Source organism: Cyclobacterium salsum, from assembly GCF_010119245.1.
GTDB lineage: Bacteria > Bacteroidota > Bacteroidia > Cytophagales > Cyclobacteriaceae > Cyclobacterium > Cyclobacterium salsum.
In genome coordinates this window covers 133,469-156,996 of record NZ_WNKG01000006.1, presented here as the reverse complement: position 1 = coordinate 156,996, position 23,528 = coordinate 133,469, and the positions used below count along the sequence as shown (strand labels likewise).

Below are 23,528 nucleotides of genomic sequence, written 5' to 3'. Positions count from 1 at the left end.
TTGACTAAATGACAAATTTACGATAATTGGCCTCTACTGAAAGGTTATTTATCGTAATTTTTCTCCCCGGCCCGGATCGGTATTTCGAGAATATTTTCCCGGGGAGGAATGGGACAGGCAAAATCAGGATTATAGGCGCAATAGGGATTATAAGCCAGATTAAAGTCTATCGTAATAGAGGATTGCCCATCCTGCCGTAGGTTCAGATAGCGTCCGCCCCCATAGGTCTCATCGGCGGAAGTTTCGTCCGCAAATGCCAGAAAAAAATTCCTTCGATCCATTTCATCTTCTGCCTGTAGCAATAGTAACCTGAGCGGCTCTCCCTTCAGGTCGAAAACGGCAAAGGAATGCCGAATGTACCGTTCCACGCTTCCGTCCGTCATGGGCACCTCCATTATGTTTCTATTGGCCACCGGCTCCATCCTTGCCCGCACCTTATAGTCCGGATCAATGGGATAAAAATCCAGTGAATCCAATTCGTCTTTTTGTTCATCCGTTAGGGGAGACTCCAAATTATACTTGAGATATTTAAATTGGCGTTCTCTCTCTGCCTCAATGGTATTTCGATAAAGTTCCGGATCCTCCGTACCGGTAAATGTATACACCAGGGACGCTGTAATCACCAGGGCTACGATGGCCCAAAATAGGTTTTTCTTATTCATAGGGAATTAAATCATGCCTTCATCTGCAAAGCTAAAATAGCCAACATCCGTGAAAATAATATGATCCAGAACAGGAAGCTCCAGGTTTTTACCGACCAGGCAAAGTTTTTTAGTAAGGCCAATATCTGCCGCAGAGGGCTTAAGATTGCCTGAGGGATGATTATGAACCAAAATCAAGGCATTGGCCAACTGCTCAATTCCAAATTTAAAAATCAATTTTGGATCGGCAATGGTTGCTGAAGTCCCTCCCTGGCTAATTAGCTGTTTTTTAATGACAAAGTTGCTACGATTTAGAAAAAGAACATAAAAATATTCTACCGATTCATCCTGCATCTCCTGGCGCATCAGCCGGTAGACATCTGCGGATGAGGTAATCTTTGCTTTTTTCTGGGGTTCAGCATCTTTTCGCCGTCTCCCCAATTCCAGTGCACTGACGATACTGATAGCCTTAGCTTCCCCGATTCCCTTAAACTTCTTCAGGTCATTGACGGATAGTTTTGCCAATTGGGAAAGATCATGGTCGACACTTTTGAGAATATGCCTGGAAAGGTCTACCGCACTTAGGTGTTGGGTACCCGAACCAATCAAAATGGCAATCAATTCCGCATCCGATAGCTGCGCCTTTCCCCGTAGAAGTAACTTCTCACGAGGACGATCTTCCTCCGCAAGGGCGGAAATACGTATCGACTGGTACTCTTCCATGGTAAAAAATAAGTGGATAAGGGTTGTCCTGTCTGCCTCCTAAATTCATCGCCCTTTCAATCTAAGGAATACTTTTAAAAAAATTAACAAAATAGCACAAAAAAACCCTCCCGGATTCTCAGGAGGGCATTACTTTCTTCAAAAAACGCGCTTTTTAAATAGCGTTTACCAGCTTTGTTAACTTCGACTTTTTGTTGGCCGCATTGTTTCTATGTATGACATTTTTCTTCGCCAGCTTATCCAGCATGGAAGTAACCTGCTTCAACAATTCCTGCGCCTCTGATTTGTCTTCGGTGTTTCTCAATTTTTTGATAAACGTCCGGGTGGTTTTGGCCTGATACCTATTCCTCAATCTTTTGGCTTCATTTGCACGAATTCTCTTTAAAGCCGATTTGTGATTTGCCATATGCTATATGATTAACTTTTAGTCCTAATTCTTTATGGATCGCAAATTTAAGCGTTTAATTTTTAATTGCAAAACTTTTATCTAAATATGGACTCGAAATGGTTGTCTATTTTAGGCGATTTTTTGTAAATTCATTCAGCAATAATCTATCTGATGATGAGAATCGTGTATCTACTCATGGTTTTGCTGGTTTCTTCCACTCAGCTTCAGGCATGGGGGTTTTATGCCCACAAACTGATCAACAGGCAAGCCATTTTTTCGCTACCACCTGAACTGATGGTGTTTTTCAAACCGCACCAGGGATACTTACGGGAAAAGGCAGTAAACCCGGACCGCAGACGGTATGCCGTCAAGGGGGAAGCTGAAAAACATTTCATAGACCTGGATGTGTACGGCGACAGCGCCCTTCAGATCTTACCCCAGTACTGGCCGGAGGCGGTAGCCCTTATAGGAGAAGACAGCCTTCGCCAATCCGGAATCGCTCCCTGGAGTACTTACCTGACATTCTTACAATTGGTCCGGGCTTTTGAGCAAAAAGATACGGAAGTCATTCTTCGCCTGGCAGCGGATTTAGGGCATTACCTGGGCGATATTCACGTTCCGCTCCATACCACCAAAAATTACAACGGACAATTCACGGGCCAATATGGAATTCATGGATTTTGGGAGTCAAGGCTACCGGAACTCTATGCCGAAAGCTACAATTTCTTTGTAGGAAAAGCCGAATATATCTCCGACCCTCAGCAAGTGATCTGGCGCACGATTGCCCAATCGCATGCCGCCCTGGACTCCGTACTGGGTTTTGAGGCATTGCTAAATGATCGATTTCCAGCCGATAAAAAATACAGTTTCGAAGAACGAGGCGGCATCAATACACGGGTATATTCCCGGGATTTCAGCGAGGCCTATCATCGGATGCTGGCTGGCCAGGTGGAGAGGCAAATGCGGCAAACCATCAAACTCATTGCTGATTTTTGGTATTCCGCCTGGATTCTAGCCGGCCAGCCAGACTTTGGAAAGGATGCTCCTTTTATAGAGCAGGACCCTGAGGAAAGCGATAGCATCTTTATTCCGAAGGACCCATCTCTAAAAGTCCGGCAACATGAAACCAGCCTTACGAGTCCACCAAAACGTTTTTGGAAGAATTCAGGTAGGTATGTATACTGCGGGCCAGCCTTTCGAAAGTATTTCGAAAGACGTCCTCGTTTTCCTCCAGCAGCGTGACTCTGAATCCCCTCAAGTCCGAACAAAAGGAACTGACCGGAACCACGCAAATTCTTTCCGCCGCCAGCAAATTGTACACAAATCGTTTGTCATGAGGCATCTCCTTTTCCTGAAGCCAAAGGTCCAGGTACTTTTTAACGCGCTCATCCTGAATGGGTAAATACTGTTGGTGATCCAATACGCCTTCCTCAAAGATGACCGTATTGTAAAAAGCTCCTTTGGTTTTATTAAACTTAATCCCGCTGACTGCTCCCAATACTTCCTCCAAAATACGGCTTCGGGTACCGATGGCGGCGTTGGCCGTTTTCCGGTACTCCTGATAGGCCGGATGGCTCATGATTTTGGGAATGGCAAGCTGAGGAAGGGTAGTAGAACAAACCTCGATCATTTTTGCATTCTCCAAAGTAGTACAAAGCTTGGAAAATTCTTCTGAAGTATGCTGATTATAAAACTCCATCCACCCACAGCGGGACCCGGGCCAGGGAAACTCCTTGGAAATACCTTTCAGGGAAATCCCGGGAAGGTCATCGCCCAGAATCTCGGCCAGGCTGATGGCTTTATATCCGTTATAGGTGATGTTTTGGTAAATTTCATCTGCGATCAGCAACAAATTGAATTCCCGTGCTAATTCCACAAACCGATCCAACACTTCTCTTGGATAGACCATCCCGGTTGGATTGTCGGGGTTTATGATCAGAATACCTACTATCGAAGAGTTGTACTTTACCTTATTATACAAATCCTCCATATCTGGGTACCAATTATTATCCGGGTCCAGGTTATAGGTGAGTGGACGGGTATTGGCATGCGCTGCCTCTGCGGAGCTGTGTGTAGAATAGGCAGGGGATGGACCAATAATTCGGGCCGTTGGAATCAGAAATTGATAGAGCTTTGCGATCCCATCTCCGAGGCCATTAAAAAACAAGATGTCTTCAGGGCCAATCTTAACGCCTCCTTTTTGATTGTTCAGACCCGCCAAAAATGTTCGCGTGGCCATCATTCCTTTGCTATCTGCGTAGCCGTACGAATGATCGTCCTGAACCAAATCCGCGACAATTTCTTTCATCCATTCCGGAATGGTATTGTGTTTCTGAATGGGGTCCCCAATATTCTCCCAAGTGATGGAATACCCCAGATCTTCGATCATCCGTGCTTTTTTAACGATGCCCCTGATCTCGTAATTCAGTTCTCCAGCGCCCGGACGCAATAGCAATTGTCTCATCATAATTTCCCGCAATGGTGCTAAACAGACACAAAGAAACAAAAAAGCAAAACAACCTGTACGGGAAAATAAAAAAAAGAGGGGAAACCGAATGGTTTCTCCCCCTATTTACCTTCCTGAGAATCTTTTCTCGAAGTTTCGTATCAGAATCGAAATTTTGCAAACCTGATAGGCTTTCAAAGCTTGACCTCCCGTTCCCCGGGCAACGGGGAATTTACTTCAGTTTTTTGTATTTGATCCGCTTCGGCATCACATCGCCCAATCGCTTCTTTTTATTTTCTTCATATTCAGAGAAGTTCCCTTCAAACCAATACACGGAACTATCTCCCTCAAATGACAGAATATGGGTACAAATTCTGTCCAAAAACCAACGGTCGTGGGAAATGATGACGGCACAGCCTCCAAAATTTTCCAGGGCTTCTTCCAGGGATCGCAGGGTATTCACGTCCAGGTCATTGGTAGGCTCATCCAAAAGCAGGAGGTTGCCTCCTTTTTTTAGCGTCATGGCGAGGTGCACCCGGTTTCTTTCGCCTCCGGATAGTACCCCTACTTTCTTTTCCTGATCGGCCCCGCCAAAATTAAACCGACTGACGTATGCCCGTCCATTGATTTCCTTATTACCCAGGGGGATAAATTCATTACCATCCGTGATGGTCTCATAAACGGACTTCTTCGGATCCAGATCATCGTGTTCCTGATCCACATAGGCGATCTCTACGGTTTCTCCTATTTCAAAATGACCGGCATCGGGTTTTTCTTTACCGGTAATCATATTGAATAAGGTGGACTTTCCGGCTCCATTGGGGCCAATTACGCCCACGATGCCCCCCTGAGGGAGGGAAAAGGTCAGGTCATCAAACAGGAGTTTCTCGCCAAATGCTTTGGACACCCCTTTTACTTCTATGACCTTGCTGCCCAGCCGCGGACCTGGGGGAATGTAGAGTTCCAGTTTGGATTCTTTCTCCTTGGCATCTTCACCTACCAGTTTATCGTAGGCATTTAGCCTGGCTTTCCCCTTGGACTGTTTGGCCTTGGGTGACATGCGGATCCATTCCAGTTCCCGCTCCAGCGTTTTTTGTCTTTTGGATTCTGTTTTTTCTTCTTTTTTCAGTCTATCCTGCTTTTGTTCCAGCCAACTGGAATAGTTTCCTTTCCAGGGGATCCCTTCTCCCCTGTCCAGTTCCAGTATCCATCCGGCCACATTGTCCAGGAAATACCGGTCGTGGGTTACGGCAATGACGGTACCTTTGTACAGCTTGAGATGCTGCTCCAGCCATAGCACCGATTCCGCATCCAGGTGGTTTGTGGGCTCGTCCAGTAACAGTACATCCGGCTCTTGAAGCAGCAAGCGACACAAGGCAACCCTTCGTTTTTCCCCTCCGGAAAGGTTTTCAACTTTTGCATCTGCGGGAGGAAGCCTTAAGGCATCCATGGCTTTATCCAACATGGTCTCCAGTTCCCATGCGTTGGCTGCATCGATCTTTTCCTGTACTTCGCCTTGCTGTTGGATTAATTTATCCATGGCATCGGGGTCGTCCATGACGGCCGGGTCCATGAATTTTTCGTTTATCGTTTCAAAATCCTTGAGCAGCTGAATCGTATCGGCAACGGCTTCTTCTACAATTTCTTTTACTGTTTTGGTAGGATCCAGTTCAGGCTCCTGCTCCAGCATGCCCACCGAATAGCCGGGTGACCAGACGACTTCCCCCTGAAACTCTGTATCCTCCCCGGCAATAATCCGAAGCAGGGAGCTTTTTCCGGAGCCGTTTAGGCCCAGTACGCCAATTTTGGCCCCATAAAAAAACGAGAGGTAGATCTCTTTCAGTACTTTCTTCTGTGGAGGATATATTTTAGACACCCCTGCCATAGAAAAAATTATTTTTTCGTTACTCATGGTTCTTTTGCGTTTAATTCAATCAACAAAGATGGTAAAAAATCCGCTTTCTTAGGATAAATGAAGCATTATTAATTAATTTGCAGAAATTGGAAAAACCACTTCAGAATTACAACCAACCTTGCTGATCATGACGGAGCATCCCTATGGATATATAAAAGAGGACAAAATTTACTTGAAAGGATTTTTGGGACAAGAAGACCGTGTCATCGGAGAGGTGAAGGAGGATGAGGCTTCCACCATTCGCTATTTCGAAGACCGGTACGAAACCATCAAGCAAAAGGTAGAAAACCTAAAAAAGGACATTGAGGAAAACCAAAATAAAGGGTCGTTCCTAATGAAACTGATCCACCTCAAAAACGCTCTTATGAGCTACGATGGTTTGGGAGATTTTCCAGCCCTAATCCGGGAACTTGAGGAAAAAGAAGCTTACTTGGAAGAGATTATTCAATCCAACCGGCAAAAAAATCTGGAAATAAAAAAAGCACTGATCGAAGAAGCCGACGCCATTAAAAATAGCACGGATTGGAAAGAAGCTTCCGAAGCTTTTAAAGAGTTAAAATTAAAATGGCTCAAAACCGGTCCGGTAGAGAAAGAAGTTCAGGATGAAATAGAGAAAAAATTTCAGGATATACTAGACATTTTTTACGGCAACCGTAAGAACTATTTTGATGGACTCGCGTTACAGGCAGAGCAGAACATTAAGGTTTACGAAAGCTTGCTTGAACAAGCGAGAGAGGCCCATGATCTACCTGACGCGAAAACGGCCTTTGAAATCAGCAAGAAAATTCAGAAACAATGGAAGGCCTCCGGAAGAGTTCCGGCGGCTAAGAGACAGCCCATTTGGGATGAATTTTCCAAGTTAAATAACCGCATCTTTAGCCGCTTTAAGCGTGTGAGTCAGAATACTCCCAGCCTCAGTCCGGGGTTGGTGATAAAGAAAATTGAGAAGTTGGCCACAGAAATGAAAGGACTTTCCAAAGGAAAGATTGATGACACGAAGCTGGCACAAGCAAAACGGCTACAGGCGGAGTGGAAGAAACTCCCACCAAAAAAACCAAGAAACGCACAACAAAGTATTGGCTCCTTCGTATTCTTTTCAGAAATCGTATTCGAGAAGTCTTTTCTGGATAAATTGTGTCATTCCAAGTACCCGGATTTTGATTCGAAAGACCCAGACGAACAAGTCACCATAAAATCCGGGTTACTAAAAGATCTAATTGCAAGGGACCAGCGGGAATTGAACACCGTCAAAGAAAATACGGAAAATTTCAGGACCCAAGAGAGCGATTTTGACCAAATGATGCGACGGAAAATCGCTGCTCATAAACGAAAAGTGGACGTTAAAAACCACATATTAAAAGAACTTACAAACAATTGAATCGTAATCGTTTGTGTTTTAAAAAGAATTTCTATTTTTGCACCCCGTTCAAGGGGACGTTTAAATTTGTGTAGACTATGTATTGGACTTTAGAACTTGCCTCCTATTTGGAAGACGCTCCGTGGCCTGCCACTAAAGATGAGTTAATTGACTTTGCTATCCGGTCAGGAGCCCCCTTAGAGGTGGTAGAAAACCTTCAGGAGCTGGAAGACGATGGCGAACCTTATGAAAACATAGAAGAAATCTGGCCGGACTATCCGACCAAAGATGATTTCTTCTTTAACGAAGACGAATACTAACCTAAAAGCCTTCCTCGGGAAGGCTTTTTCACTTTTTTTGATTCTATTTCTACTTCCCTGCGCCTTTTTCTGCCCTTAAATCCGTAACGTTTTTCTCAACCTGCCCATACCCGTTTTGCTAACCGGCAGTTGGGTGCCGTCTTTTAGGAAGACCAGGAAATTTTCTTTCTGAAAAGGTTCGATTTTACTGATCATGGAAACATTTACTATATGAGATCGGTGAATGCGCGTAAATTCATTTGGATGAAGTACTTTTTCAAAATAGCCCATTGTCCCCAGTTTAAGATATCCTTTTCCTTCGGAAACAACTTTCACATAATCACCCTCCGCTGAAAAAAAATGGATCGTATCCACCGGTAAAATATGTATTCGATTTCCCGTTTTAACTACAACCCTCCTCAAATAATCCCGAACAGGAAGGCCCTCGCTGGCAGCACGGACTTTGGACGGAAACTCGGTCGGGTCCTGAACTTCTCTGGTGACTTTTTCCAGAGCCTGCCTCAATCGTTCTTTTGAAAACGGCTTTAATAAATAATCAATCGCCTGCTGGTCAAATGCCTGAATGGCGTAAGTATCGTATGCGGTAGTGAAAATCACCTTCGGCGGCTCCTCCAGTAGTTCGAGCAACTCAAACCCATTGATTTTCGGCATTTCTATGTCCAGAAACAATAGGTCCGGTTTTAGTTCTGCGATCCCCTTAAACCCTTCAAAGCCATCCTGAAAAGCACCCACTACTTCAAAATCCGTAAAGGATGCCAGGTAATCGGCTAGCAGCTCCCGGGCCAGTGGTTCGTCATCAATAATCACACATCGTATCATATCAGTTAGTCTGAGGAATTTTAATGATCGCACTGAAAATCCCAGCTGAATTCCGAAGCGTCAGCAAATCCTTCCTTCCAAAAATAAGAAATAACCTTCTTTCCAAACTATCTAAACCGAACCCGGTTCCGGAAGCCTTACCTGACTGATTATCAGTTGGGTTCTGCACCGTTACTTCCAGGTATTGCTGTTCTTTCCTTGCCTCAATACGAATCAGGATATCACCCGTCACACCATACAATCCATGCTTCACTGCATTTTCTACCAAGGTCTGGATCAGAAGTGAAGGTAGTTTCAATTCGTCTGCTTCGGCTGGAACTACCAATTCGTAGGTTAGCCGATGGCCAAACCTGATCTTCTCAAGCTCCAGGTATTGGCCGATCACTTTCATTTCCCTGGTTAAGGTTTCCCATTTCTTTGGGTCCTTATTCAGATTTTCCCGGTAAAAATCAGCAAGTCCCTGTACCATTTCCCTGGCTTTTTCGGGCTGCCTGGCCAGCAGCGCATTGATCGAATTCAGGCTGTTAAATAAAAAGTGAGGTTGCATTTGTTGCCGAAGGTAGTGCAACTCTGCATCCGTTGAAAGTTTCTGGCGCAACTCTCCCTGCTGCATCATTTGAAACTCTTTGAGGGAGGTTTTGCCGGATAAGATGATCAATCCCGCTAGATGAAACAACAATAACCCGACGATGACCCTAAAAGGAAGCGATTCTTCAAATAGCCGTAAAAATTCCGGATCTCCCAAAAACTCCCCTTTCCAAAGTAAGCGACAGGCGAACACAAGTGCTATGGTGATTACCAAAGAAAACATCAATGCCGGCCAGGTTCTGAATTTACCGATGGGGTAGTAATAGAGGATCATATTCAAGATAAAAACTCCCAATCCAAAAGCCAGCGTGCTCATAATAGCATCCTGGATCGCCCATTCCCACTGCTGATGCCAGAAAAAGGAACAAGCGAGTATGCTGGCAAAAACCATCAAGAGGAAAGCGATATGATCCAGCGGCTCACCTGTCAGTTTATGGATTTTTAGTTGGTTTTCCATTGCCTGTCAGCCAATCAGTAGGAAGAAATCTCAATCCCTCCGAAAATGACCGACCCTGTAATCACCAACTTCTTTTGAGGATCTGGGCTGGCCTGGTGAAAGTGGCGCTTGTCTTCGACACCCGCGGCCAGGTTACTTACGCCCAGTTGTACGTCCCAATGCGGCGGTACAATGAGCTTAACTCCCCCAAATACAACAGAAACCTTTAAGACGGCCTGATTCTGAATATCTGCATGCATCAAATCAATGTCAGAGCCCCCAAAAACCGTCGTGATCTCCCCCCCTTTAAAATCTTTGGACATAACTTTGCGCTTTAGGCCGCAAAATAAGGCCTCCACATTGAGGTAATCCGAGCTTTCCTTATTAAGCCCATCCGGATCATTTCCTGTCCGGAGCTTTTTCTCCCACTTATCGTAATTTCCCTCCCAGTCTTTCCAATTGATTGCCGGGTTTTTGTTCTTTTTGAAAATAATAAAAAGCCCCAGAAAGATTAGTGCCAGCGGAAACAAGTAAGGACCCAGTTCGTAAGGCAAGTAAAGTTTATCTCTTAGTAGGAAAAACCCTCCAATGATCAATAGCACCACCGATCCGGTATTTTGAAAACCATTTTTATATCCGGAATACAATCCTATCGCAATGAGGATCATCGGCCAGGAAAATACCCAACCGGGAATAAACACGCCAACCTGCTTTAAAAGGAGTAATGCGCCTATGACTAAAATCAGCACTCCCAGTGCATGATTTCCATTTCGTATGTTTTTCATGGTTTGACTCGTTTAATTTTGAAAGCAATTTAACGGACAGATCTAGATACTAACATACCTTTTCTGTCAGCGCTGCCTGAAAATCGATAAACGACCTGAATTTTGGGTTAAATACTCCCTTCCCCTTTGCTTAGCAGGTAATTCGCAAAATCAAGATCCTCAGGACTGGTTAGTTTGATGTTTTCCGGATTTCCCGGTATCAGGCAAACCTCCCAGCCCATGTGCTCATAAACCGTTGCGTCATCGGTAAAAATTTCCTTCTCTCCTCCTGCAAATGCCTCTTTTATTTTGGCCAGTTGAAACGTCTGAGGGGTTTGAACCAATCGAAATTGTCTCCGATCCCGAAATACGGATTGATCAGGGCCCTGTACTTCCCGAATCGAATCCTTTAGCGGAACCACAGCTATTGCACTTCCACTAGTCGCCGCAGTTACAAAACTTTCCCGGATCACCCGCCCATTTACAAACGGCCTTACCCCATCGTGTATGGCTACCAAGCCGGAATCGCCGGGAATACAATCCAACCCGTTTCGAACACTGCCGAACCTACTCTTGCCCCCTTTCACTAATTGATGAGGAATGGCAAAGTCATGCTCCCGGCACAGGTTCTTCCAGTAGGTAAAATCTGCTTCTGGCAAAACCAATAAAAGCCGAATAGCCGGATCATATCCAAAAAATTGATTCAAGGTATGCATCAATACGGGCTTACCGCCAATTACCAGGTACTGTTTGGCAATTTCAGTTCCCATTCGGGTGCCGGATCCTCCGGCTACAATAACAGCATACCTGGTTGCAACACTTTCCATAAATAGGTCTAACTTACCAATAATTTGGAACAAACCAAGGAAGATAATACTTCCCGGTGCCCGTCATAAACGACCGTCATATTCCTGTCATACATTTCTAGAGCGATTACTTCTACTTCCACTCCCAATGCCAGATTTTTGCTGTTCAGGTATTTTAAAAAGGCATCTGAGGTATGGCCCAACGCCTTCAGCACTACTTTTTCACCCGGCTGACAATCGGCCAGCATGCGGTATTCCAGCGTAGCTATATGCCCCTTTTTATTGGGTATGGGAGAACCATGAGGATCCCGCTTCGGATATCCCAACAATTCATCCATCCGGTCAAAAAACAGGGGCGATTGCACGTGTTCCAGTTGCTCTGCAATGTCGTGAACTTCCTCCCAGCCAAAACCCATTTTTTCTACCAGGTACATTTCCGTAAGCCGGTGTTTTCGAATAATCATGGCAGCCATCTGCCGGCCTTTTTCCGTGATCTTCAGTGGTCGGTACTTTTCATATTCCAAAAAGCCCATACCAGCCAATTTTTTCACCATGCTATTGACAGAAGGAAGGCTTACTTCCAATGCCTGCGCAATGCCCGTGGTGTTTACTTCATCGGTGCTGATGGCCTGATTGAAAATTACTTTGAGGTAGTTTTCGATGGATTGGCTATTCATTCGCTAAACTTTACGAACAAAGATAAAAAATAATTGAAATATATTTGTTAGTCTATTCTAACTATTTAAATTTGCCTTAACTAATTACCAATAAACATCGAATACCATTTACTGGATCCATCCCGGACCTGGTATTGGAGCATACTAACTACCTGATTTGGCAAAGCAGGAACTCCTTGCCGGTCTTACCCAATCACAACGCTGTATGTTTGACACAATCATTAGTTATTTAGAAAGTATTTCAGCGGTACAGGCCGCCTTGCTGGCGACGCTATTCACCTGGTTTTTGACAGCCGTAGGTGCCGGGTTCGTCTTTTTTTTCAAACAGATGAACCGTCCGCTACTGGATGCCATGCTTGGCTTCACAGGCGGTGTCATGGTGGCTGCCAGTTTTTGGAGTTTACTGGCTCCAGCTATTAGTATGAGCGAAGGAGAAGGTTTCGCCAGGGTCATGCCCGCTGCGCTGGGATTTGTAGGTGGCTCTCTTTTTATCTTTTTTCTGGACAAGATTTTACCTCACCTCCATGTTAATTTTAAGAAAGCGGAAGGCATCAAAACTCCCTGGCAGAAAACCACCCTACTGGTATTGGCCATCACCTTACACAATATACCTGAGGGCCTGGCGGTAGGGGTGTTGTTTGGCGGAGCTGCATTAGCCGTGCCTGAAGCTACCATCGCAGGCGCCGTGGTATTGGCGCTGGGAATTGGTATTCAAAACCTACCGGAAGGCATTGCAGTGGCCGTACCACTAAGACGTATGGGCATGAGCCGCCGAAAAAGCTTTTTCTACGGCCAGTCTTCCGCGTTGGTAGAACCCATTGCCGGTGTACTGGGAGCGGCGGCAATATCCACGTTCACTCCGATACTTCCCTATGCGCTCGCTTTTGCCGCCGGAGCCATGATATTCGTGGTCATTGAAGAAGTGATCCCTGAAAGCCAGCAAGATGGAAACACCGATTTGGCCACCCTTGGATTTATTGGAGGCTTTACGATTATGATGATACTGGATGTTGCATTGGGATAAGCCAACGGAAAATCACTTCTTTTGATAGACTTCCGGATTTACCGGATAGGGCAATTTTTTTCCTTTCAATCCTGCCAGGGTATTTTCCACTGCACAGCGTGTCATTGCTTCCCGGGTTTCCTGTGTCGCTGAACCTATGTGAGGAAACACAACCGCATTGTCCATATCCAGCAGTGGATTGTCCGGATCCATGGGTTCGGGATTGGTGACATCCAATCCTGCTCCCCACAAAATTCCCTTTTGAAGAGCGGCAGTCAATTCCTCTTCATTGTGTACCGCTCCCCGGGAGGTATTGACAAAGAGGGCGTTGGGTTTCATTTTCTTAAACTGCTCCATTCCAAACATCCCTCTGGTCTCGTCGGTAAGTGCCGTATGCACGGAGACGACATCGCTCTGGGCTAGCAACTCGTCCAGGCTTACCTTTCGGGCACCAAATGCCTGCTCGGCTTCCGGATTGGTGCTCCGGTTGTGATACAGGATTTTCATATTCCAGGATTGGGTACACATCGCTGCCAGCTCGGCTCCGATCCTTCCCAGCCCGACTATTCCGAGTGTTTTGCCGGCCAGATCCATCCCCAGCCCCTCTGTAGGCTGTGATATACCCCATTGGCCCTTTTTAATTTTTTTATGATGATAGAGCGCCCTGCGTGCCACCGTAAGCATGAGCAAAAGGGCCGTTTCTGCTGTGGCTTTGTTTAATACGTTTGGGGTGTTCCCTATAGGTATCCCCTGCCTGGTGGCCGCTGCGATGTCTACGCCATCAAACCCTACCGAATGCAGCGCGACCACTTTCAGATGGCGACACTGATGAAAAAAATCAGCATCCAGGCCTGCCTGTCCGGCACTGATAAAAGCATCGTGACCTTTGCAAAACTGGATGGCCTGTGCTCGGTCTAAAATGGGCCTTTCCTTCCACACGGTGTACTCCACCCCAGCGGCTTCCAACATTTGGAATCCGACGGATGGAATAATTTTATTGATAAATACTTTCATATAATAAAGAATACGACACCCGAAGCCCTACCCGTTGGAATCAAATCGCCAGAGCCTTTCGCTACGGGTGTCGGTTGACTACTTATTTTACGTACCGAAAATCAAATTTCTGGTCAAAATCCTGTAGAAAGCCCATCATCAGGGAAATGACATGCTCGATATCCTTTTTACTTGCTGTCTCCACAGTAGTATGCATGTATTTCAGCGGAAGGGAAATCAATGCAGACGGAACCCCTCCATTGGAATAAGCAAAGGCATCCGTGTCGGTACCGGTACTCCGTGACGAAGCAGAACGTTGAAAGGGAATCTCCCTTCGTCTTGCACTTTCAATAATCAGGTCCAGGAGTTTTTTGTGGACGGCAGCCCCGCAAGTCAGTACCGGTCCATTGCCAGCGGTATAATCCCCACTGGTAATTTTATTATACATCGGGGCCGTGGTATCGTGGCAAACATCGGTAATGATGGCCACGTTGGGTTGGATGCGATCAGCAATCATCTCAGCCCCTCGCAATCCGATTTCTTCCTGCACCGCATTGACCACATAAAGTCCGAACGGTAATGTCACCTTTTCCTCACGAAGCACCCGTGCTACTTCAGCAATCATGTAGCCTCCGATCCGGTTATCCAGTGCCCTTCCCGAATAAAATTTATTATTCAAGTCCGTCAATTCATCTTTGAAGGTTACCACACATCCTACATGGATACCCATTTCCAGAACCTCTTCTTTCGTCCGAGCTCCCACGTCTATAAATATATTATCCATTTTAGGCGTTTCTTCCTTGGCCTTGTCCCTTACATGGATGGCTGGCCAACCAAAAACCCCTGGCACCACCTTATCGTCCGTGTGAATATTTACCCGCATGGAGGGAGCGATCATGTGGTCGGACCCTCCGTTTCGGATGACGTAAATGTACCCTTCGGGCGTAATGTAATTCACAAACCAACTAATTTCATCTGCATGTGCTTCAATGACCACTTTAAATTCAGCCTTTGGATTGATCACCCCCACAACAGTGCCGTAGGCATCTGTGAAATAATCGTCTACAAAAGGCCGGATATAATCCAACCAAATTTGTTGGCCAGGTGCCTCAAAACCAGTTGGAGATGCATTATTGAGGTATTCATAAAGAAATTTTTCGTTTGTCTTCATAGTATATTTTTTCAACAGCAATTGAATGATTGCACTTGCAAGATCCGGAGTTCCGGATAGCAAAGGGATAAAATTACGTATAAGATGGGGTTGAAAAAAACCAGTACCTGAATAATCTGGTTTTAGGAATGAAATATTATTCAGAACGGGCAATCAAATCGGGGACTCAGGGGTTTTGTCGTCACCTGCCCGGCATTCATCGATCCATTCCTCCTCCGGTATTTTTGCATTTGTTTTCTTGATCGGTTGGCAGGAAGGATCGTCATTTACAAGTGGTATCATTATCCCTTATCCGTGGGGAAAGGCTGCCTTGTCCGTTGCTTATCTATTACAGGGGTTAGGCTCTAAAACAAAAAACAGGCTTTCTTTACCATTTTTTTGAATATAAAACACTGGGAGGGAAGGTTTTTAGATAAACTTTATATATTCGCAGAAACTTTTGAAAATCAGGTTCATGAAAAAGAAGGCCGCCGTCATTGACATGGGTACCAATACCTTCCATTTGCTAATGGTGGCGTTGGATGAAAAGGGATTTGAAACCCTTTACAAGGAAAAGGTTCCTGTAAAAATAGGACAGGGAGGAATCAATCAAAACCTCATTCTTCCCGATGCCCAAAAGCGAGCACTTCATACCCTGGATCATTTTAAGCATTTGATCCATGGGGAGCATATTGACCATGTATTTGCCTTTGCTACCAGCGCCGTTCGGAATGCAGAAAATGGCGAAGACTTTGTACAGCAAATCCAACAGCAAACCGGTTTCCACATTCAGGTAATTGACGGTGCCAGGGAAGCCGAATTGATTTACAAAGGGATAAGAATGAGCGGATGCCTGGACGATGCCAATGCCCTGATGATGGACATTGGAGGCGGATCGGTAGAATTTATCATTGGAAACAGGCATAAAATCCACTGGAAAGGGAGTTTTGAGATTGGTGGGCAGCGCATGCTGGACCGCTTTCACCACCAGGACCCCATGTCTCAGGAGGATCGAACCCACCTGGTCGAATACCTTTCAGAACACCTTAAGCCACTCATTGCCGCCCTTAGGCAATTTCAGCCAAAGCAATTGGTGGGTGCCTCTGGTACCTTTGATACCCTTACCGATATATTTCTTGCCTCCAAAGAGGTCGCTAAAGACAGGGCCACCCATAAGCACCTGCTGCCCTTGGAAGCTTTTTATGAGATCTCAGACCGACTGGTCCATCTCAACAAAGAAGAACGCTTACAGATTCCCGGAATGATTCCCATGCGAGTGGACATGATCGTAGTAGCCTCCTGCCTGATTCGCTATATTATTCGTCAACTCGATAGTGGTGACTTGCTTTGCTCCACCTACTCCTTAAAAGAAGGTGCCCTGGCTGAAATAATGGAACGAGTTGATCGTAACTTGGGAGTAACGGTAAACAGCCTGGAATAAAACGAATCAATATTTCTCAGATCCTATTACTTTTTGCATTTTTGCACCCGAAAAGTAACCCCTATTCCTAGCAGGTATGAATTTTAGTTTTGATCATTTAGAAAATTTCACCCAAAGAATCCTACGAAAAATCGGCTGCCCAGAAAAAGATGCGGCTACAGCTGCCCGCGTGCTTTTGGCCGCAGACCTAAGAGGCGTGGATTCTCACGGGGTAGCCCGACTGTCGGGATACGTGCGACTATGGGAAGCCAACCGGATCAATGCCGTTCCTGAGATACGCATCGTCCACGAAACCCCCAGCACGGCGGTAGTAGATGGGGATGGCGGACTGGGATTGGTAGTCGCCCCCTTTGCGATGCAGGTAGCTATTGATAAGGCTAAAACAGCCGGAACCGGCTGGGTCTCCGTCAAGAATTCCAACCATTATGGCATCGCTGGTATTCATGCCATGGAAGCGTTAAAGCATGATATGATTGGCATTTCCCTTACCAATGCCAGCCCATTGGTGAGTCCTACGTTTTCCAAGGAACGGATGCTTGGTACCAACCCCATATCAGTGGCTATCCCGGCAAATGATCAACCTCCTTTCGTTTTGGATATGGCCACCACCACCGCTGCCAACGGGAAACTTGAAATTTTGCAGCGAAAAAAACAGGATGCTCCGCTGGGCTGGATACAGGATCGGAATGGAAATCCTACTACAAGTCCACTTGGGGTCAAAGATGGGGGTGCTTTATTGCCATTGGGTGGCGATCGGGAACATGGCTCCCATAAGGGATATGGGCTGGGATCGGTGGTAGATATTTTCTCCGCTGTGCTCTCCGGGGCCAATTATGGCCCCTGGGTTCCTCCCTTTGTCGCTTTTCTGGAACCACATCCCAATCCCGTAGGAGAAGGATTGGGGCATTTCTTCGGTGCCATGAGCGTCGATGCATTCCGACCTGCAGATGAATTTAAAAAACACATGGATCAATGGATCGGACGCTTTAGGGAAGCGGAACCGGTGAAAGGACAGCAAAGGGTATTGATTCCCGGGGATCCGGAGAGGGAGTTAGAGGCAGAACGCAGGCAACATGGAATTCCACTACTAGATCCTGTCATTGAAGATCTCAAAGCCCTGGGTGACAAACTAGGGGTATCCTGGAAACCAAACGACTAGGCATTTGAAAAGAGGCGCCTTTTTCAAAACCCTGGGACCGGGGATTCTATTTGCGAGCACCGCTATTGGGGTATCGCATTTGGTGCAGAGTACCCGGGCCGGGGCCGAATATGGTTTTGGACTGCTGGTGTTCATACTTGCCGCTAACCTATTTAAATGGCCTTTTTTTGAATTTGGCTCCCGCTACGCCTCCGCTACCGGCCGTTCGTTGATCGATGGGTATCAGTTGCTCCATTCAGCGTACCTTAAGTTGTATTTGGTCATTAATTTGCTTTCCATGTTCTTTGTAAACGCTGCCGTCACTTTTGTGGCCGCAGGCTTTTTACAATTTCTCTTTGGGATTGAATTGCCCGCCGCTTACTATTACCTCCCGTCCCTGGCTTTATTTGCGTTTACCTTTTCCTTTCTGGCGCTGGGTAGATATGCCGTGTTGGATGCAGGGATCAAAGTCATCGGGACCTTTATGTTGCTCAGCACCCTGCTGGCATTTTTTATAGCCCTGTTCAGGGGGCCGGAAGCGCCCTTGGTTTGGCAGCCGTTGCAAACACTGGTCCGTCCGGCAACCCTCCCATTTATAATCGGTCTGATGGGTTGGATGCCTTCTGCCATCGACTCCTCCACCTGGAACAGCCTGTGGACCACCGAAAGAATAAAGCAAAGTGGCTACCAGCCAAGCGTAAACGAAACGGTTTTTGAATTTAACCTGGGCTACTGGATCTCTGCTGGGCTCTCCCTGTGCTTCGTTGTTTTGGGAGCTTTCCTACTCTACGGAACCGATCAAACATTGCCCAACAATAACGTTGGCTTTGCATCGGGAGTGGTACGTCTGTACGCCAGCAATTTAGGGGACTGGACTTTTCCTATCATCGCAGCAGCCGGATTTACCATCATGCTTGGAACCTGTATCGGCGTGATGGACGGCTACGCCCGGTCCACGGTAAGAGCGGTAGCGGTATTGCGAAACAAACCCGAAAGCAGGCAACAATACCTTTTTTGGATCAGTCTGATCGGCTTGGGTGGATTTGGCACCATCCGCTTTTTTATGACCTCCTTTACCGAGCTGATTAACCTGGCCACCACCATCTCCTTTTTGATAGCACCCCTCATTGCCTTTCTTAATTACCGGCTGGTTTTCAGTGAGCAACTGTTAGCAAGTCAACGGCCAGGCCGGGCCATGCAGGTTTTAGCTGTCGTCGGCATTGGCTTCCTTACCTTGTTTTCATTGGGGATGGGGTTTTATTTTTTGTTCTTCTAAGGCATGGGCTAAATTGGGTACCGTAAATTTATCCTGGTTATCCTCAGTGCTGGCAGATCCTCTCCACATTTACTAATGAGCGACAAATACCATTTTCAAGCTACGGTTTGGCTAAGTGAGTTGCGCTGCCCATAAAAAAGCGCTGCCGCCTCCATGATGGTTTCCGACTTTACAGATTTTATAGATTTAATTTACTTCAATTGCCGCTTCAATTTGATCCTCCCGTCATGGGCACAAACTGTACAGGGATACGCTCTTCTTCCCGAAACTGGTCCTGACCGGTTTTTTCCAGTAGGATAAGTCGCTGGGAGATTTTTCCCACCGGTGCAATCAACCTGCCGCCAGGTTTTAATTGCGCTTTTAGTGTTTTTGGAATTTCATCCGCTGCTGCTGTCAGCATGACCGCATCAAAAGGTCCTTTATCAGCCCAACCTTCCTTGCCATCCCCGCAACGGATGGAAACATTATTGATTTCCGCCCGGCTTAAATTTTTCTCGGCAAAGGGTACCAGCCCCTCAATGATTTCCAGGCTATAAACATGAGTGACTAGTTGAGATAAAATGGCTGCATTGTACCCACATCCCGTACCAATTTCCAATAGGACATCATCTTCCTGAAGACCCAGGGCCTGGGCCATATAGGCTACCATGTAGGGTTGGCTGATGGTTTGGTTATTGCCAATCGGTAACGGCCGGTCTTCATAGGCCATACGTTGGTATTTTATAGGAACAAAATCTTTCCGATCCACCTTTGACATGGCTTTGATTACCAGCGGATCATTGATACCTCTTTTCTTCAGTTGGTCATCTACCATTTGCCTCCATGTAGTATTCATACCTATCTATTTTACGGTTACCTCCGATTTAAGTAGGAAAAAGGGCTCTTATTGCTCATGCATGGCTTTCTTTCCTTTCGCCCAATCGTTAAGATTTTGAATGGTCGTCTCCATGTTTTCTTTTATTGCCTCATGGGTAAGAAATGCCTGATGAGCGGTAATCAATACATTTTTGAATCCCAAAAGGCGTATAAACAAATCATCCTGAACGACATCATTACTATGGTCCTCAAAAAACAGGCCTTTTTCATGTTCATAGACATCCATGCCCAAATACCCGATCTTCCCTTCCTTGAGCCCATCTATCAAGGCTTCTGTTTCACAAATGGCTCCCCTCGCCGTATTGATCAGCATCACTCCTTTCTTCATCCAGTTAATTTTTTCCTTATCGATAAGGTGTTTCGTTTCCTTGGTGAGCGGTGCATGGATGGAAATGATGTCCGATCTTTTACAAACCTCTTCAATACTTTCATATTTTACCTGGTATTTATCTATCAATTCCTTATTCTCTTCCAGGTCATAAATCAGAATTTTGCAGCCAAATCCAGATAAAATTTTAACGCTTACTTCTCCGATTTCACCTGCCCCCAGCAAGCCGACCGTTTTGCCATGCATGTCAAAGCCTACGAGGCCATCCAGTTCAAAATCATGATTCCTGACTTTTTGGTTGGCCTGGTTCAGCCTGCGATTGAGTGCCAGCATCAGTGCAACGCTATGTTCGGCCACACTATGTGGAGAATAATGTGGCACATTGGCAACCTTAATATCCAGTGCTTTGGCTTTTTCCAAATCAATATGGTCCATACCCATGGACCGGGTAGCTATAAATTTGACGCCTGACTCATGTAGTTTATCCAAAACCCCGGCGGTGACCTGGTCATTGGCAAAAACAACAATGGCATCACTGCCTTCGGCCAGGGAGACGGACCCTTCCGTGAGTGGTTCCTTATGGAGAAAAAATGAAATACCTCCCTTTTCTCCTTTGGTGTCAAAGTAGGGTTTTTCATAAGGAGATATGCTGTATACGGTAGCTTTCATGTTATTCTAATTTTTCCTGAATCTTACATATTTATACAATTCCCCGGCCACAACGATGGCAGCGGAAGCAATGGTAATCAACAATAGGTCTGCCCAAGGTAAATTTTCAAATCCCATCAGCTCCCTTAAGAAGGGAACTTTTATCACCAACAACTGGAGCAATACCGCTCCCAAGAATGCAAAATTCACCCATCGATTGGTAAATAACCCTATTTCAAAAACGGATAACCGGAGAGACCGCAAGTTGAATACATTGAAAATCTGTGTCATTGAAACGGCAACAAAAGCAGCCGTTCTGGCCATTTGCTCTCCCTCAGAAAGGTAAAATTGAAAAGAGAGGAGGGTCAGCGCCACAATTACCGCTGAAACCAAAAAGAGGAAAGGAACAATATCCCCTTTTAGAATTTTTTCGCTCTTCTTCACCGGGGCTTGTTTCATGATATCCCCATGCCCGGGTTCAGTGGCCAATGCCACATCTACAATCCCTGCTGTGACCAGATTGACGTACAGCACCTGAACAGCCGTTAACAACAAAGGAAAACCCAATGCCATGCTGATGATAAAAGCCAAACCAAAAGCAAAGTTGGTGGTCAAAAGAAAATAACTTGTGATCCGAACATTGTTAAAGACAATCCTACCTTCCCGTATGGCACTTACGATGCTTTTAAAATTGTCATCCTGCAAAACAATCTCCGAAGCATCTCTGGCCACATCGGTACCCCTGATTCCCATGGAGATTCCCACATCTGCACGCTTAAGTGCAGGAGCATCATTGACGCCGTCCCCGGTCATGGCGATCAGCGTATCCTTTGCCTGAAGTCTTTCCGCAATCCTGAGTTTGGTATCGGGGTTCATCCTGGCAAAGACATTTACGTTTTGCAGGTATTCATCAAATTGATCATCCTCCACATCCAATTCCTGGGTCGTCAAAGCAGTATCCTCGGTTTCTTCATCTAAAATCCCCACCTCCCTGGCGATGGCAGCAGCTGTTATTTTATGGTCTCCGGTTACCATGATTACCCGTATCCCTGCTGTCCTGCATTCTTGAATAGACTCCCGAACGCCGTCTCTGGGAGGATCAATGATGCCTGTTATCCCTACCCAGGTCAAATTTTCCACATCGTCTGCCACAATTTCGTTTTTACCTTTGGCTTTTTTATATCCCAAGGCAAGTACCCGCATGGCATCCTTGGCGTATTCATCCATTTTTTCCTGGATTTCCTTTCTCTTATCATCATCCAGTTGTTTGCTGCCATCTGAAGTAAGGTACTCCGCGCTCAATTCCAATAAACGTTCCGGAGCTCCTATTACAAATATTTCCGGGCCATCCTCCGTATCCACCAGGGATGCCCTGAATTTCTTTTCTGAATTAAATGCCAGGTCATCCCGTTTTTTGTATTGATCAAAAGGAGATAAGGATTTGATTTTTGCTTTGGCACCTACTACCAACATGGCCACTTCATTGGGATCTCCTTCTGCCTGCTCAGCTTCATTACATTCCGATCCCTCCTCACTTTCTTTTTCACCTTGACCATCCTGTCGCTGCCTATCCTCCTCTTTTAGTCTGGCATCATTACAATATGCTGCTATGGCAAAGAGTTTTTTTTCAACCGGGCTGTTTTCGAGATCCAAATCTTCGTCATTGACCTTAAAATCTCCCTTTGATTCATAACCCGTACCGGAAACACCTACTTCTTTGCCACTACCGGAAAATAATCGCTTGACGACTAGGATACTTTGGGTCAAGGTTCCGGTCTTGTCGGTAAGGATGGTGGATACGGATCCCATCATTTCTGTAGCTGTAAATTCACGGATGATGACATTTTGTTTGGCCATTCGGTTTGCCCCAATGGCCAGGACAATAGAAATTACGGCTGGCAATCCTTCTGGAATTATGGACACCAGAACCGCTATGGTTACCAGTAAGGTTTCCTGAAATTCATAGTCCCTAAACCAATATCCCAGGGAGAAGACAACAGCGGACGTAATAATGGCAATACCTGCCATTTGTTTGCCCAATAAATTCGTTTTCTTCCGAAAGTTGGAATCCTGCATTTCCATTTGATCCATGGATTGGGCAATTTTACCGATTTCGGTATGGTTTCCGGTGGCGGTGACCACAGCCTTTCCTCTTCCCTTCACAACGTTGGTGCTTTTCCACACCATATTGACCCTATCGCCTATAGGTGCGCCCTCTTCCGCAGGCACTGTTTCTTTATCTATCGGCATGGATTCTCCTGTCAGTGAAGCTTCCGCTGTCCTCAGCTCTTTCACTTCCAGCAACCGGCCATCGGCAGGAACGGTATTCCCCTCCTTTAAAACCATCAGGTCTCCAGGCACCACTTTTTCGGCGGGAATTTTTTCTTCCTGTCCATCCCGGATAACAATGGCGGATTTTTGTTCGAGGCTTTTTATGGCCTGGACGGCCTTCTCCGCTTTATATTCCTGGGTAAAACCCATGATGGCATTAAACAGGATGACTGCTAAAATAATATACACATCAGCCATTTGATCGGCCCAAAATGCAATCCCCGCTGCTATAAAAAGTATGAGGATAAGGAAATCCTTGAATTGTTTGATAAATAAGAGAAACGGATTTATGCCCCCTTTGTCCGGTAATTTATTTTCACCGAATTGGTCCAGGCGCTGCCTTGCTTCTTCGGAAGAAAGTCCCTTCTCCTCCGACTTCAACTTTTTGATAACTTCTTCTTTTTCTAAGCTGTGGTAAGGATAATGTTGGTCAATATCCATTAGTCTGATCTATAAATTTATCT

Annotated in this window: 23 protein-coding genes; 7 read left to right on the top strand and 16 right to left on the bottom strand. The window is 45.8% G+C overall.

The genetic code is table 11. From position 1 onward, the window contains the following. Positions 1-44: 44 nt before the first annotated feature. The 3 genes from GJS45_RS11980 to rpsT form a co-directional block, all read right to left on the bottom strand. Positions 45-662 (bottom strand): DUF1684 domain-containing protein, encoded by a 618-nt coding sequence (locus GJS45_RS11980; protein ID WP_162342081.1) that lies wholly within the window; start codon positions 660-662, stop codon positions 45-47. 6 nt (positions 663-668) lie between these two features. Then, entirely contained in the window at positions 669-1,364 is a 696-nt protein-coding gene (gene radC / locus GJS45_RS11975) for a RadC family protein (protein WP_162342080.1), read from the bottom strand. 154 nt (positions 1,365-1,518) lie between these two features. After that, positions 1,519-1,770, bottom strand: coding sequence for a 30S ribosomal protein S20 (gene rpsT / locus GJS45_RS11970; RefSeq protein ID WP_162342079.1), 252 nt, complete (start codon positions 1,768-1,770; stop codon positions 1,519-1,521). Positions 1,771-1,923: 153 nt separating this feature from the next. Here rpsT and GJS45_RS11965 point away from each other — a divergent pair, with 153 nt between their 5' ends. Then, on the top strand, positions 1,924-2,994 hold the full coding sequence (locus tag GJS45_RS11965) for a zinc dependent phospholipase C family protein (protein ID WP_162342078.1): 1,071 nt from the start codon (positions 1,924-1,926) through the stop codon (positions 2,992-2,994). On the opposite strand, the gene GJS45_RS11960 is transcribed toward GJS45_RS11965, so the two are convergent. Together GJS45_RS11960 and ettA are read right to left on the bottom strand one after the other, a co-directional pair. Continuing rightward, positions 2,885-4,216 (bottom strand): pyridoxal phosphate-dependent aminotransferase, encoded by a 1,332-nt coding sequence (locus GJS45_RS11960; RefSeq protein WP_162342308.1) that lies wholly within the window; start codon positions 4,214-4,216, stop codon positions 2,885-2,887. The two genes, GJS45_RS11965 and GJS45_RS11960, sit on opposite strands and share 110 nt — an antisense overlap. A 214-nt stretch (positions 4,217-4,430) precedes the next feature. Beyond that, positions 4,431-6,110 carry an energy-dependent translational throttle protein EttA gene (gene ettA, locus GJS45_RS11955; protein WP_162342077.1) on the bottom strand — a complete coding sequence of 560 codons (1,680 nt, stop codon included), beginning with the start codon at positions 6,108-6,110 and terminating at the stop codon, positions 4,431-4,433. A 130-nt stretch (positions 6,111-6,240) separates the two neighbouring features. On the opposite strand from ettA, the gene GJS45_RS11950 reads away from it, so the two are divergent. Together GJS45_RS11950 and GJS45_RS11945 are read left to right on the top strand one after the other, a co-directional pair. Continuing rightward, on the top strand, positions 6,241-7,491 hold the full coding sequence (locus GJS45_RS11950) for a DUF349 domain-containing protein (RefSeq protein ID WP_162342076.1): 1,251 nt from the start codon (positions 6,241-6,243) through the stop codon (positions 7,489-7,491). Positions 7,492-7,568: 77 nt separating this feature from the next. Continuing rightward, a complete protein-coding gene (locus tag GJS45_RS11945) occupies positions 7,569-7,790 on the top strand; it encodes a DUF2795 domain-containing protein (RefSeq protein ID WP_010855875.1) in 222 nt (73 codons plus the stop codon). Between the two features lie 75 nt (positions 7,791-7,865). On the opposite strand, the gene GJS45_RS11940 is transcribed toward GJS45_RS11945, so the two are convergent. The 5 genes from GJS45_RS11940 to GJS45_RS11920 all read right to left on the bottom strand — a co-directional run bounded on the left by GJS45_RS11940 (position 7,866) and on the right by GJS45_RS11920 (position 11,880). Next, positions 7,866-8,609, bottom strand: coding sequence for a LytR/AlgR family response regulator transcription factor (locus GJS45_RS11940; RefSeq protein ID WP_162342075.1), 744 nt, complete (start codon positions 8,607-8,609; stop codon positions 7,866-7,868). A gap of 1 nt (position 8,610) precedes the next feature. Next, complete coding sequence (locus GJS45_RS11935; RefSeq protein ID WP_162342074.1) at positions 8,611-9,654, bottom strand: sensor histidine kinase; 1,044 nt, start codon at positions 9,652-9,654, stop codon at positions 8,611-8,613. A 14-nt stretch (positions 9,655-9,668) separates the two neighbouring features. Next, positions 9,669-10,418, bottom strand: coding sequence for a LiaF transmembrane domain-containing protein (locus GJS45_RS11930; RefSeq protein ID WP_162342073.1), 750 nt, complete (start codon positions 10,416-10,418; stop codon positions 9,669-9,671). 107 nt (positions 10,419-10,525) lie between these two features. After that, complete coding sequence (locus GJS45_RS11925) at positions 10,526-11,224, bottom strand: 2-C-methyl-D-erythritol 4-phosphate cytidylyltransferase (RefSeq protein WP_162342072.1); 699 nt, start codon at positions 11,222-11,224, stop codon at positions 10,526-10,528. A gap of 8 nt (positions 11,225-11,232) precedes the next feature. Further along, positions 11,233-11,880, bottom strand: coding sequence for a metal-dependent transcriptional regulator (locus GJS45_RS11920; protein ID WP_162342071.1), 648 nt, complete (start codon positions 11,878-11,880; stop codon positions 11,233-11,235). A gap of 205 nt (positions 11,881-12,085) precedes the next feature. Between GJS45_RS11920 and GJS45_RS11915 the strand changes: the two genes are divergently transcribed. Next, a complete protein-coding gene (locus GJS45_RS11915; RefSeq protein WP_162342070.1) occupies positions 12,086-12,904 on the top strand; it encodes a ZIP family metal transporter in 819 nt (272 codons plus the stop codon). A gap of 12 nt (positions 12,905-12,916) precedes the next feature. Here the strand turns inward: GJS45_RS11915 and GJS45_RS11910 are convergent, their stop codons facing one another. From GJS45_RS11910 to GJS45_RS23955, 3 genes are all read right to left on the bottom strand, one after another. Beyond that, entirely contained in the window at positions 12,917-13,897 is a 981-nt protein-coding gene (locus tag GJS45_RS11910) for a 2-hydroxyacid dehydrogenase (protein ID WP_162342069.1), read from the bottom strand. An 82-nt stretch (positions 13,898-13,979) separates the two neighbouring features. Beyond that, positions 13,980-15,047, bottom strand: coding sequence for a M42 family metallopeptidase (locus GJS45_RS11905; RefSeq protein ID WP_162342068.1), 1,068 nt, complete (start codon positions 15,045-15,047; stop codon positions 13,980-13,982). 153 nt (positions 15,048-15,200) lie between these two features. Further along, a complete protein-coding gene (locus GJS45_RS23955; protein ID WP_262887939.1) occupies positions 15,201-15,329 on the bottom strand; it encodes a hypothetical protein in 129 nt (42 codons plus the stop codon). 172 nt (positions 15,330-15,501) lie between these two features. On the opposite strand from GJS45_RS23955, the gene GJS45_RS11900 reads away from it, so the two are divergent. From GJS45_RS11900 to GJS45_RS11890, 3 genes are all read left to right on the top strand, one after another. Further along, on the top strand, positions 15,502-16,467 hold the full coding sequence (locus GJS45_RS11900; protein ID WP_162342067.1) for a Ppx/GppA phosphatase family protein: 966 nt from the start codon (positions 15,502-15,504) through the stop codon (positions 16,465-16,467). Positions 16,468-16,543: 76 nt separating this feature from the next. Continuing rightward, positions 16,544-17,626 (top strand): Ldh family oxidoreductase, encoded by a 1,083-nt coding sequence (locus tag GJS45_RS11895; protein WP_162342066.1) that lies wholly within the window; start codon positions 16,544-16,546, stop codon positions 17,624-17,626. Positions 17,627-17,630: 4 nt separating this feature from the next. Then, positions 17,631-18,881: an NRAMP family divalent metal transporter gene (locus GJS45_RS11890; protein WP_162342065.1), complete on the top strand. Its 1,251-nt coding sequence runs from the start codon at positions 17,631-17,633 to the stop codon at positions 18,879-18,881. A gap of 208 nt (positions 18,882-19,089) precedes the next feature. Here GJS45_RS11890 and GJS45_RS11885 read toward each other — a convergent pair whose 3' ends face one another. From GJS45_RS11885 to GJS45_RS11875, 3 genes are read right to left on the bottom strand one after another with little or no spacing between them, the layout of a single operon-like run. Further along, the gene (locus tag GJS45_RS11885) at positions 19,090-19,716 is read right to left on the bottom strand and encodes a protein-L-isoaspartate(D-aspartate) O-methyltransferase (RefSeq protein ID WP_162342064.1); all 627 of its coding nucleotides are present in this window, start codon (positions 19,714-19,716) and stop codon (positions 19,090-19,092) included. Between the two features lie 48 nt (positions 19,717-19,764). Beyond that, positions 19,765-20,754 (bottom strand): 2-hydroxyacid dehydrogenase, encoded by a 990-nt coding sequence (locus tag GJS45_RS11880; protein ID WP_162342063.1) that lies wholly within the window; start codon positions 20,752-20,754, stop codon positions 19,765-19,767. A 6-nt stretch (positions 20,755-20,760) separates the two neighbouring features. Next, the gene (locus GJS45_RS11875; protein ID WP_162342062.1) at positions 20,761-23,505 is read right to left on the bottom strand and encodes a cation-translocating P-type ATPase; all 2,745 of its coding nucleotides are present in this window, start codon (positions 23,503-23,505) and stop codon (positions 20,761-20,763) included. Between the last annotated feature and the right edge of the window lie 23 nt (positions 23,506-23,528).